Genomic DNA, 12,033 nt, shown 5'->3' with positions numbered 1-12,033 from the left:
ATTTGGCGGGTTCTTTGTATATATTTTTGATTAACATGATATATTAATTTGTTATAGGTGAATTATATTGTTGTCCTATTTTACCGTAAAGCAAAAATGGATCATCCATGGTCAATGTAAACCCCGATTCATTGACCGAAAAGCAAAAAAGAAAACGTTAATGGTAAATGAAATCTTGTTACATTGACCGAAATGCTCAAAAAAGAGTCACCAAGGTAAATGAAAGCCCGTTTCATTAACCGTAAAGTAAAAAAGAGGGTATCAACGGTAAATGAAAACCCATTACATTTACCGTAATGCCGAAAATGTAGTCACAACGGTAAATGAATCAGCGGATCAATCCTCAAGAAATCAAAAAGATAAAAACCATCCTCTTAATTTATGTGTTATTAATTTGCATAATCTGACAAATTTCTTCGAACTTTAATGATATAAAAATTGTTTGCTCTCGCAATTTCTGATACCATTAACATGTATCTCCCTATTCAAATGCAAAAAGGTATGGTGATTAAATGCAGAACCTCATTTTAGCCTCTTCTTCTCCACGGCGAAAGGAACTTCTAGAAAATCTCCACTTAACATTCGCGATTTCAAGCAGTGAAGTTGATGAAAGCTTTGACCCAGCGCTCTCCCCGGAGGAAGTAGTGATGGAGTTAGCCGATCGTAAAGCACAGGCAGTTTTTAAGGGAAATCAGGATGCCTTTGTGATTGGTTCGGACACAATTGTCGTTGCGAATAATGTAGTCTTAGGAAAGCCAGCAGATGAAGCAGAAGCCATTCGTATGTTAAAAACTCTTTCAGGTAAGAAGCATGAAGTATTTACAGGTGTATCCATTGTGTCTCCAGAAAGCTCAACTCGATTTTTTGAAAAAACAGAAGTTTGGTTTTGGGAGTTAACGGACGACGAAATTAAAGCCTATGTGCAAAGTGGTGAACCGCTTGATAAAGCAGGTGCATATGGCATTCAACAGCTTGGAGGTATGCTTGTCAAAAAAATTAATGGAGACTATTTTGCGGTTGTCGGCTTGCCAGTTGCCAGAACTATAAGGGAATTGAAAAAGGCAGGCTACCAGTTGCCGTATTAACTTTTGCTCGATTCTTAACTCCCTGATATAAGGGAGGAAAACAAGTGTCCACAAATACATTAATGATCCGGGATTTTCCGCAAGATGAACGGCCCAGAGAGCGTTTTATCAATCATGGCCCGCAGAGCTTATCGAATCATGAACTGATTGCCATCCTGCTTCGCACAGGAACAAAGGATGAATCGGTCCTGCAATTATCAAACCGCCTGCTGACCCATTTTGAAGGACTAAGGCAGTTGAAAAATGCCACTTTAGAAGAAATGACTGAAATGAAAGGGATTGGCTCGGCAAAGGCGATTCAAATTCTTGCTGCTGTAGAAATTGGCAGAAGAATTGCTAATCTGAACTATACTGACCGGTATGTGATCCGATCCCCTGAAGACGGAGCCAAGTATGTCATGAACGATATGCGCTTCCTGACACAGGAGCATTTTGTCTGCCTATATCTAAACACGAAAAATCAGGTCATCCATAAACAAACTGTTTTTATCGGCAGTCTAAATGCCTCGATCGTGCACCCAAGGGAGGTGTTCCGCGAGGCATTAAAACGGTCCGCAGCATCAGTGATTGCGCTCCATAATCACCCCAGCGGAGACCCCTTAAACATAGTATCCTAAACTAGAGTACTCTAAGTACTCGAAGTTTAGGATTTTTTAATTACAGTGCTTTAACTATTAAATATATAAGGGTATTATTAATAGTAGTTAAAGTATTTAAAGGTGGTGGAAAGATGAAGGTTCAGAAAGTAATTGTGGAGGAAAAATCATATCCGTTATACATACTGCTAGATAAAGAATTTGAAGTGATAGAACCGGTTAAGCGATTTATAAAGTACTTGGATAATACGGGCAAAGCTCCAAATACCATTAAAACATATTGTTATCATCTCAAGCTGTTTTATGAATTTATGAGCCAAAGTGGAATCGAATTAGGAGATTTACAATTTGAGGATTTAGCAAACTTTGTAGGATGGTTAAGAAATCCAGCGGGGCATTTAAAGGTAATAGATATACAACCAAAGAAGGCTAAAAGAGAGGAAACATCAGTTAATTCCATACTTAACGCTGTAACTAGTTTCTTAGAGTATTTAAATCGCACTGAAAATTTTAAAGCTATAGATATGTCTAAAGAAGCAAGAGGAAGAAATTTTAAGGGGTTTCTTCACCATATTACTAAAGGTAGATCCTATAAAAAAAATATTTTAAAGCTTAGGGTCAAAAAGAAACTTGTACAAGTATTAGAACATGGACAAGTCAAAGCAATAATTGAGGCATGTCATACCAAAAGAGATAAGTTACTTATTATGCTTATGTATGAAGGGGGACTTCGGATAGGAGAAGCATTATCCCTTCGTATTGAAGATATTTCAACATGGGATAACCAGATTAACATCAGGCCAAGAGATCATAATGAAAATGGAGCTTATATTAAACTTAAAAAAGAAAGAACTATTGATGTAAGTAAGGAATTAATGGCATTATATACCGATTACTTAGTACATGAATATGGGGAAGATTTAGATCATGATTATATATTTATTAATCTTAAAGATTCTTATTTTGGCCACCCTCTAAAATATCAAAGTGTATTAGACTTAATAAGAAGACTAGGAAAACGGACAGGGATTACTTTCACTGCCCATATATTACGTCATACGCATGCCACAGAGCTTATTAGAAGTGGATGGGATGCTGCATATGTACAAAAAAGATTAGGGCATGCCCATGTACAAACAACACTTGATACGTATGTTCATCTTTCTGATCAAGATATGAAGAATGAATATAAAAAGTATCTTCAAGGGAGAGAAACATGACAATGAAATTTCCAAGTGTAGCAACTAATCGAAAGCTTATCGCTAATACAGAGATTAATAAAAAAATAGCTAATATGACAAGTGTTTTAAAAGGTTATTGGGCAGCAGATAGATGGGATATAAGAATTTGTCCGCATCCTAGTGCAATTGAGTTAAGTAAGAGTCCGTCACTAAGAAATCGCTGGGTAAATTTCGATAAGGTGGAAAATGTCTGGTTGAAAACAGAATTAAAATATTTTTATTACCTTCACTTGAATAATGGAGCTTGGAATGCAAAATCCGTTTGGATTAGAAAGGGAACAGTGATAAGCCGGATGATGGGATTTTTAAATTTAAAATATCCTAATATTACATCGATAACCGAAGTGCCTATAAAAAAAGCTTTGACAGAATACCGGACCTACTTAACAGAACAAAAAGTAAAAACTACGACTACTAATTACAAACTTGATGTAAATCAGCAGAAAGTTACTGTACATGCGAATTCCTATTACGTTACTCATCTTAAGCAGTTTATGGAATTCTATGAGGACTTCTATTTTGATGGGGAAGAATGGGAAAAAGATGTTTGGAATCGAAGAAAATTATCATTACCGGAAGATAAGGTAAACCCAACATCCTACGAATATACGATCAACTTTAAGGGTTTTAAGAATAATTATTTTAAAGAAATAGTTAAGCGATATTGTAAACTAATGTTAAACACAGCTAGCTTTTCTCACGTAGTAGATATAGCTTCAAAATTAAAAGAGTTTTTTAATTTCATGAACAAAAATTGTGAAGGTATACAAAGGATTCATCAATTAACTAGAAATGAAATTGAGCAATATTTTAATTATATTAATTTAAAAGGTTTAAAACCCAGTACTGTAACTGGACGAATATCTACTTTAGACGTTTTTTTTACTACAATTCAAAGATATGACTGGAAGGATACACCTTCTAAGATCCTTATCTTTCAAGAAGATTACCCTAAAGTGCCGAAGGCACTACCACGTTATATTGATGAACATATACTTGAACAATTAAATGGGAAATTAGATAAATTGGAACCTTATATTGCTACAATGGTTATGGTACTTCAAGAATGCGGGATGCGTATCAGTGAACTTTGTACATTGAAAAAAGGGAGCGTCATAACCGATAAAGAAGGGGATTGCTTTTTAAAGTATTATCAGTGGAAAATGAAGAAAGAGCATATCATTCCTATTTCTAAAGAAATTGCTGCATTGATATTAGTTCAAGAGCAAAGGGTGGCTGATGAACTCGATGATGGATGTGTATATGTGTTTCCCCGAAAAGATTGCTCACCATTGAAACAAGATACCTTTAGGGTTAAATTAAATGAACTAGCTTATGAAGAAAAGATAACGGACAGCAACGGAGAAATTTTTCGTTTTCATGCTCATGCCTTTCGGCATACAGTTGGCACTAGAATGATAAATAACGGAGTGCCACAACATATTGTCCAGAAGTTCTTGGGTCACGAATCACCGGAAATGACGGCAAGATATGCACATATTTTTGATGAAACCCTAAAGAAGGAATTTACGAAATTTAAGGAAACCTTAGTAACGAATAACGGTAGCATTCTGGATTTAAGTGAGGAAAATACTGAAGCTGACAATACAGATCTTCAATGGTTTAAAAAGAATATCAATGCACAGGCACTTCCTAATGGCTATTGTCGGTTACCAGTAATTGCAGGACCATGTCCTCACGCAAATGCATGTTTAGATTGTACGAATTTCTGTACAAGTAAACAATTTCTTAATGAACATGAAGAGCACTTAGACCGAACTAAAGAAATACTAAATAGGGCTAAACAAAACCAATGGCAGCGTCAGGTTGAAACCAATGAACGTGTTAAAAATAGATTAGAACAGATTATTCATTCGTTAAAGGAGACGAATTAAAATGATTAGAAAAGGTAACACAACTGCCATAGTTCAGCTAGCTAAAGACAAGTCGGAGAAAACAAGAATTAGGGTTGAAAAGACAATTTCAGAGATGGCATTGAAAGAAGAGAAGATTAATTTTAATTCCGTTGCACAAAAAGCAAATGTTTCAAAGTCATGGCTTTACAAACAAAAAGATATTAGAACTAGAGTGGAGACATTAAGAGGTATGCAGATAAGTGAGTTAACCCCCCGTAAACCTAGTAAAAGCCCTCGTTCAGAGGACGTATTAATAAAAACCTTAAAAAGCCGTATAAAGGCGTTAGAAGAAGAGAATGAACGGTTAAAGGATCAAGTTCAAAAATTACATGGCAAGCTGTTTTAGCAGATTTGTGTTTCTTGGAATTTATTGGGTACTTTGAATTGGCTACCTAAAATGAAATCGCTAAAACCTTCAATAACTTCAATAGCCCATTTCCCTAAATGTGTTAAGGGGAAATGGGCTTTCTTCTAGTATTGTTGGCATGATCGCAGAAGTGTTTTATGCTCTTAAATAATACTTTTTAATATATTGCAAATACTCATTAGCACTTTTCTGTATCTCTTCGCTCTTCATATCCGAATTAGCACCGTAAAGTACAAACTCTGGTACATATTCAGCATGAATGAATGCACATAAAGATTTGAATGGTGTTAACATCTGGGTTAATGTATGTTTGTTTTTACCCATACTTGTAAATTCACCTTTTTTACGCCAGCTGATATAGCTAATCCTAATTTTCGATTATAAAATATTCTTTTACCCTTTGATCCGTAAGCCCATCCATATATAATCACTTCATCGATCCATTTTTTTAATAATGAAGGAGAACTATACCAATATAATGGAAATTGAAAAATAATATTATCATGATTTTCAACTAATTCCTGCTCTCTTTTTACATTTATAATAAAATCAGGATACTCTCTATAAAGATCATGAATGGTAATTTCGTTTGAATAGGACGCTGCTTTTTCTACCCAAACTTTATTGATTCGAGAATTTGGCATATCTGGGTGAGAAACGATCACCAATGTTTTCATTGTTTCATCCTTAACATACTCAACTTTCGCACCAATAAAACAGTGTACGAAAGTTGAGTTACTTAAAAGTATTCTATTCTAAGAAAGTCAAATTTGCGTGATTCCTAAGCTATTTATTTACAGCTTAAACTATAGAAGATGAACTAAACAATAACTAATCTTTACATAACTAAGTTATTACCCACGCTTTTTTAAACCTAATCCAGCTATTAAGGCAATGAGTATTGCCCCTGTAGCTGCAAGGAACGCATCTGAGTAGGACATAGCGTCCAATATATATAATGGATTTATCGGCTCAGTAGCATCACGTCGAGCGGATAATAATGCTCCAATCATACCTGCTCCAGTTCCTGCTCCAAGGTACAAAGCACCTTGGAAAATCCCCATTCCGACACCAACCTTGTCTGCATCGAGTGCACTTACTGCGGCGTTATTTGCGGGAGAATTCGTGAATGCAAAAGCAATCCCTACTCCGAGGACCCCCACGGAAACTAACAGAGGTGAAGCACCAGATGCATAGGTGGACAAGAATAAGGTAGACAGCCCCATCAGAGTCATCCCTGTAATTATCAGACGTTTATCCCCAAATCGATCAGAAAGACGGCCAACGAAGGGAGATAAGATTGCAACAGCCACACCACCTGGCAACAATATCATTCCAGCCTGTCCAGAAGAGAGTCCATTCACCTCAACGACTAGTAATGGGACGAACACAAGAACAGTGAAATAAGCAAACATCGAAAAAAATGCAATTATGACCGTATTGACATAATCCTTGTTATTGAACAGGACAGGTGGTACAAATGGATTTTCTGCGGTAACAATTCTCCAAATAAATCCCACCAAAGCTACAACAGAACCAATTAGGCTAGTTAACGATGAGAACGAAGAAAAACCAGAAGTTTCTCCTTGAGTGATGCCAAAAAGGAGTAATCCTACTGTGAGGCCGAGCAATAAACCACCAATGAAATCAAAGTTCTTATTGCTTCCTACGGATTCTGCCGGTTTAATTGTCGGTAACGCGTAGTAGGCACCAATAACAATCATAATGGCTAACAAAAATGTGAACCAAAACAAGGCATTCCACCCTAAATATTGACCAACTACTCCACCAAATATTGGACCAGCAGCAGTTCCAACACCAATACTTCCTGCGATAATTCCCAAAGCTCCCCCACGTTTTCCTTGTGGGAAAACCTTCGAAATTGCAATGACTGATAGAACTGGAATTGCGGACATCCCAGCACCCTGAACCATTCTTCCCAAAACCAACAATGGGAGGTTCGGGGCAATTGCACATAAAAGACTACCACTTGCCAGAATCATAATGGCAAAGATATATAGCTTTCGTAACTCAAAAAAGTCTGAGATTCGACCATAAATCGGAACTCCAATCGCAAGAACAAGTGCAATACCACTAACTATCCAACTCACTTGAGATTTCGAAGCTTCTAAATCTTTGCTTATTAGTGGAAGTACGGGATTGACTAAATCAACCGTAATCGCAGCTACAAGTACAGATAGGGAGAGTACCATCATTAAAAGCCTAGTAGAACCCCTTTTTTCAAATTGAATCATTTCTTTAGATTTACTATCATTTTTCATTTTATTTCCTCCTAAAATATATTGTGATTTTAGGAGGCTAAATCCACTGCTTTCACCATAAACCTCACCTCATATCTATTTATATTGTAAAACCAAATCAACGAACTCACCATATTTCTACAGCATGATTAAAGATTCGGTTCTCCAAACTAACTGAACTGATCAAACAAAAAAAGGCACCAGTTTAACAACCGGCGCCTAATCATTTGTATGCATTTTTACAAATGCAATAGATTCATAAATTTTTGCCCATTATATAAAAGGAGGCAAAAAGTTTTCCGGTAGTGTTTCCATTTTTTGTCTTTGTGAAAAAGGACATACTGATCCCGTTGTACCTAAATCCCCTGAAACTTTTACATGCTTTTTAAACTCGACATTAATGAAATCAATTCCCATTACTTTTTGCCTCCTTTCTGATATTGTGATAATAACACAATAATAATTGATGAAAAAGAAATAATCAACCCTACTTTTTTGAAAACCAATTTAAAGCTTCACTACTTTTACTTACATAATAAAGGCAGGTGCAGTATAAACTTTTTTAAATAGGTCTTCTTTAACGAGCAGGTAGCGTCAGTTAAAGTAGATAATTTAAGATCGAAATCATATTATAGATATTCCGAAATTGGGCGTGATTGTTGCAGGTCAGAAGCTTAATTCCTCGATAAAATAAAAAGGAATTAGTTTTTTTTGTTGTACATTCTTCTGACCGTAATCAATTGTCATCTAATAATTACATTGTATTTTTTTTTTTGATTTACCACGTTAAAGATATGTACTTAAAGTAAAGACATTGATGTTAATGGATTTTTAATAATTTACTCTTGATAAAACACCTCACCAAGCCGCGAAGATATCGAGGTCACAAAGCGGCTGGTTGAATGCGGCAAAATCATTGGCATCGAGCTCCTCGATCATCTGATCATTGGCGAAAATAAGTTTGTATCATTAAAGGAAAAAGGGTATTTATAACACTAGGATAATATTTGACGTAGCGGTATAATATTGGGTATGATTTTTTAGGACTGTTTTTGAACAGGGCTATATAAATAGTACGAAAATAGACATGATAATTAAGGTGATTACCTGCCTATTAGAATATTGCATTTCGTATCAGAAAGGGAGATACAACATTATGTTTGGAATTAGACCTAGAGATCTTGGGATTGACTTGGGGACAGCGAACACCCTCGTTTATGTAAAAGGAAAAGGTATTGTTTTACGGGAGCCATCAGTTGTGGCAATGCAAACAGATACCAAAAGTATCGTAGCGGTAGGGAACGACGCTAAAAATATGATTGGACGGACACCGGGGAACGTCGTCGCCATGAGACCGATGAAGGATGGGGTTATTGCTGATTTCGAAATAACGGCAGCAATGATGAAGCACCATATTCGTCAGGCACAGAAAAGTAATAATCTTTTTTCCGGCAAGCCATATGTGATGGTCTGTGTGCCTTCAGGTATTACCGCAGTTGAGGAAAGAGCAGTCATTGATGCAACCAGACAAGCAGGGGCAAAGGATGCCTATACGATTGAAGAACCGTTTGCAGCGGCAATTGGCGCCAACCTGCCAGTCTGGGAGCCAACCGGCAGTATGGTCGTGGATATTGGCGGCGGTACGACCGAAGTTGCTATCATCTCCTTAGGAGGAATCGTAACAAGCATTTCGATTCGTGTGGCTGGCGATGAAATGGATGATTCCGTTATTTCATATATTCGTAAAAATTATAACTTAATGATTGGGGAGCGCACGGCGGAAACCATAAAAGTGGAAATTGGCTCTGCCGGCACTACTGAAGGAATTGACAATATGGAAATTCGCGGGCGTGATTTATTAACAGGTCTGCCAAAAACAATCGAAATTACTGCGAAGGAAATTGCCACTGCCTTGAGTGATACTGTTTATGCGATTGTGGAAGCGGTGAAAAATACGTTAGAAAAGACGCCGCCGGAACTTGCTGCAGATATTATGGACCGTGGAATCGTTCTTACTGGCGGAGGTGCGCTGCTTCGCAATTTGGACAGGGTGATTAGCGAAGAAACGAAAATGCCTGTCCTGATTGCCGAGAATCCGCTTGACTGTGTCGCCATTGGAACAGGAAAAGCACTCGACCATATTCATTTATTTAAAAACAAAGCTAAGGATTCGCGTTAACAGTGCTGGGTTTTTGAATGTAAAAGATTTTAGAAAAATAGAGGTGTATAATCATGCCACAGTTCTTTTTGAATAAACGACTGATTATTTTGCTTGTCAGCATTATTGTTCTCGTGGCATTGATTGGGTTTTCTTTAAGGGAGAGAAGTAAGCTGTCCTGGCCGGAGCAATTTGTCAAAGATACAACTGGCTGGGTTCAATCCCTGGTTTCAAAGCCTACCAACTATGTTGCCGGCTTTTTTGAAAATCTCCAGGACTTAACCAATACATATGAAGAGAATAAGGAATTAAAGTCACGCATCGAAAATCTTGCCAGCCTTGAAGCCCAGGTTCAAGTGTTGAATAAAGAAAATAAAGAATTGCGTGATGTTCTTGGTGAGGAAAAGACCCTGAGAGATTTTGAACCACTTCCAGCTACTGTTATTGGCAGAAACCCTGATCGTTGGCATGAAATGATTATTATCGACAAAGGTAAATTAGCAGGTGTGAAGAAAAATATGGCTGTTGTTACAGCAAGCGGCCTGATTGGAAAAGTAAAAAATGTCACCCAATTCAGTTCAAGCGTACAGCTGTTGAGCTCCATGGATCCGAAAAACCGGATTTCCGCCATCATCCAGGGCGAAACCAAGGTGTATGGACTTGTTGAAGGTTATGATAAAGAGAAAAAATTGCTTATGGTTAAGGCCATCCCTTCAGGAGCGAAAATCGAAAAAGACCAGATCGTCACCACCTCCGGATTAGGCGGGATTTTTCCGGAAGGGTTATTGATTGGAAAGGTCGTTGAAGTGAAGCAGGATCAGTATGGTTTGAATCTGACAGCCCTTGTGAAGCCCGGAGCAGATTTTTATGATATCAAAAATGTGCTCATCACAAAAACAGATATGATACCGGTAGATGCAGCCGAAAAGACAGATGGGAAGGAGGAGGAATCGTGAAAAAATTCCTTCTTCCTCTTTTATTTCTCTTTTTATTTATTTTAGAAAGTCTTTTTGTTCAATATTCACCGGCGGAGATGTTTGGGCGGAACCGAATTATTGCTCCCCATTTTCTATTTGCTGCTCTTTTATTTCTGACCATTTATGTTGGAAAGAAGCAGGGAATTATTTATGGAGCTATTTTTGGACTATTGTTTGATATTGTCTATATCGAAATTATAGGGATCTATTTATTTCTTTATCCATTCGTTTGTTATCTTATTTCAAAAATCATGCATATTATGCAGACTAATTTTTTGATTGCCTTCATTGTATCGCTTTTTGGCATCGCCTTATTAGAAGTGGGGGTTTACGAAATGGATCATTTAATCCATGTAACCAACCTCGATTTTAAGAGCTTTATCAATTTGCGTTTTTATCCGACCCTGATCTTAAATGCCATCTTTCTTGTCATTGCGGGATATCCTTTTAAGAGACTTTTTGAAAAGCATGCCGAAGCACAAAGATCGGAATGAATTCTAGAAGTCTCTAGTTTTCTTTCTTAAAGAAAACTTGCCGTTAGGAGAAGGCAGAGGCGTAGTTGCACTTATGCCTGATAAGAAAGTAAAACTTTCTTATCGGCTAAAAAAAGGAGAATGGACTGTTCATGTCGAATTTAAGTTTAGATGTCAGTACTTTGATTCGGAATAGGGTTGACGGCAAGCAAGTTTCTTAAACGAAAAATTGCTTGTTCCAAAATGGCTTTTTTTAATTATGAGGTGAAATTTCTCCATGAAAAAACGGCAAAATGTTACAATAAAAGGTACGAAGGAAGGGCTTGTCCTTCATCTTGATGATATATGTTCATTTGAGGAACTGAAAAAGGAACTTGATCAAAAGCTTTCCGCCAACTCCAGGTCACAGGAGGAGCGCAACTTAATCTCTGTGAAAGTAAATGTCGGTAACCGGTATTTAACCGAAGGGCAGCGGGAAGAACTGAAGAACTTAATTCGCCAAAAGAAAAATTTAGTGGTGGATGAAATTGAATCGGATGTTATTACAAGGGAAGAAGCAGACCGGCTAAAGGCTGAAAACGAGGTCGTAACCGTTTCTAGCATTGTTCGTTCTGGTCAAGTGCTGAAGGTCCCCGGTGATTTACTCTTAATAGGAGATGTGAATCCCGGTGGAACGGTTGCTGCCGGGGGCAATATCTTTATCATGGGTTCATTAAAAGGAGTGGCGCATGCGGGCTGCTTTGGCAATGAGGATGCAGTCATCGCGGCATCCAGCATGAAACCAACCCAGCTTAAGATTAGTGATGCGATCAATCGTGCGCCGGATCACAGCCAAAACAATGAGAAGCGGGAAATGGAATGCGCATACATAGATGAGAACCGGCAGATCATTGTTGATAGATTACAAGTTTTAATTCAATTACGGCCTAATTTAAACAGGTTCGAAGGGGGACATTAAG

12 protein-coding genes and 2 pseudogenes are annotated in these 12,033 nt (G+C 37.4%); 10 read left to right on the top strand and 4 right to left on the bottom strand.

Annotated features, from left to right (window positions below):
- Positions 1-512 precede the first annotated feature (512 nt).
- The 5 genes and pseudogenes from ACO1D1_RS18675 (at position 513) to ACO1D1_RS18655 (ending at position 5,184) form a co-directional block, all read left to right on the top strand.
- Positions 513-1,085: a Maf family protein gene (locus ACO1D1_RS18675; protein WP_149871137.1), complete on the top strand. Its 573-nt coding sequence runs from the start codon at positions 513-515 to the stop codon at positions 1,083-1,085.
- Between the two features lie 62 nt (positions 1,086-1,147).
- Positions 1,148-1,684, top strand: a pseudogene (radC, locus tag ACO1D1_RS18670) (RadC family protein); the annotation flags it as partial.
- 131 nt (positions 1,685-1,815) lie between these two features.
- Positions 1,816-2,901 carry a tyrosine-type recombinase/integrase gene (locus ACO1D1_RS18665; protein ID WP_368916203.1) on the top strand — a complete coding sequence of 362 codons (1,086 nt, stop codon included), beginning with the start codon at positions 1,816-1,818 and terminating at the stop codon, positions 2,899-2,901.
- 2 nt (positions 2,902-2,903) lie between these two features.
- Positions 2,904-4,817: a tyrosine-type recombinase/integrase gene (locus ACO1D1_RS18660; RefSeq protein ID WP_423336817.1), complete on the top strand. Its 1,914-nt coding sequence runs from the start codon at positions 2,904-2,906 to the stop codon at positions 4,815-4,817.
- Position 4,818: 1 nt separating this feature from the next.
- On the top strand, positions 4,819-5,184 hold the full coding sequence (locus ACO1D1_RS18655) for a DUF6262 family protein (RefSeq protein WP_000619629.1): 366 nt from the start codon (positions 4,819-4,821) through the stop codon (positions 5,182-5,184).
- Between the two features lie 156 nt (positions 5,185-5,340).
- Here ACO1D1_RS18655 and ACO1D1_RS18650 read toward each other — a convergent pair whose 3' ends face one another.
- From ACO1D1_RS18650 to ACO1D1_RS18635, 4 genes are all read right to left on the bottom strand, one after another.
- Positions 5,341-5,499, bottom strand: coding sequence for a hypothetical protein (locus ACO1D1_RS18650; protein ID WP_423336816.1), 159 nt, complete (start codon positions 5,497-5,499; stop codon positions 5,341-5,343).
- A 5-nt stretch (positions 5,500-5,504) separates the two neighbouring features.
- Positions 5,505-5,882 carry an NAD(P)H-dependent oxidoreductase gene (locus ACO1D1_RS18645; RefSeq protein WP_423336671.1) on the bottom strand — a complete coding sequence of 126 codons (378 nt, stop codon included), beginning with the start codon at positions 5,880-5,882 and terminating at the stop codon, positions 5,505-5,507.
- Positions 5,883-6,059: 177 nt separating this feature from the next.
- Positions 6,060-7,487, bottom strand: a complete 1,428-nt coding sequence (gene fexA / locus ACO1D1_RS18640) for a chloramphenicol/florfenicol efflux MFS transporter FexA (protein ID WP_423336670.1) — start codon at positions 7,485-7,487, stop codon at positions 6,060-6,062.
- 252 nt (positions 7,488-7,739) lie between these two features.
- Positions 7,740-7,883 (bottom strand): hypothetical protein, encoded by a 144-nt coding sequence (locus tag ACO1D1_RS18635; protein WP_368916152.1) that lies wholly within the window; start codon positions 7,881-7,883, stop codon positions 7,740-7,742.
- 441 nt (positions 7,884-8,324) lie between these two features.
- On the opposite strand from ACO1D1_RS18635, the pseudogene ACO1D1_RS18630 reads away from it, so the two are divergent.
- From ACO1D1_RS18630 to minC, 5 genes and pseudogenes are all read left to right on the top strand, one after another.
- Positions 8,325-8,459 (top strand): annotated as a pseudogene (locus tag ACO1D1_RS18630) (JAB domain-containing protein); the annotation flags it as partial.
- Positions 8,460-8,622: 163 nt separating this feature from the next.
- The gene (locus ACO1D1_RS18625) at positions 8,623-9,645 is read left to right on the top strand and encodes a rod shape-determining protein (RefSeq protein ID WP_423336669.1); all 1,023 of its coding nucleotides are present in this window, start codon (positions 8,623-8,625) and stop codon (positions 9,643-9,645) included.
- A gap of 53 nt (positions 9,646-9,698) precedes the next feature.
- Positions 9,699-10,580 (top strand): rod shape-determining protein MreC, encoded by an 882-nt coding sequence (gene mreC, locus ACO1D1_RS18620; RefSeq protein ID WP_149871134.1) that lies wholly within the window; start codon positions 9,699-9,701, stop codon positions 10,578-10,580.
- A complete protein-coding gene (gene mreD, locus ACO1D1_RS18615; RefSeq protein ID WP_423336668.1) occupies positions 10,577-11,095 on the top strand; it encodes a rod shape-determining protein MreD in 519 nt (172 codons plus the stop codon). The genes mreC and mreD overlap by 4 nt, the downstream gene beginning before the upstream one ends.
- 256 nt (positions 11,096-11,351) lie before the next feature.
- Complete coding sequence (gene minC / locus ACO1D1_RS18610; protein ID WP_423336667.1) at positions 11,352-12,032, top strand: septum site-determining protein MinC; 681 nt, start codon at positions 11,352-11,354, stop codon at positions 12,030-12,032.
- The last annotated feature ends 1 nt before the right edge of the window (position 12,033 follow it).

Source organism: Neobacillus sp. 19, from assembly GCF_049463095.1.
In the GTDB taxonomy this organism is placed as follows: Bacteria; Bacillota; Bacilli; order Bacillales; family Cytobacillaceae; genus Neobacillus.
This window is presented reverse-complemented; position numbering and strand designations above follow the sequence as displayed.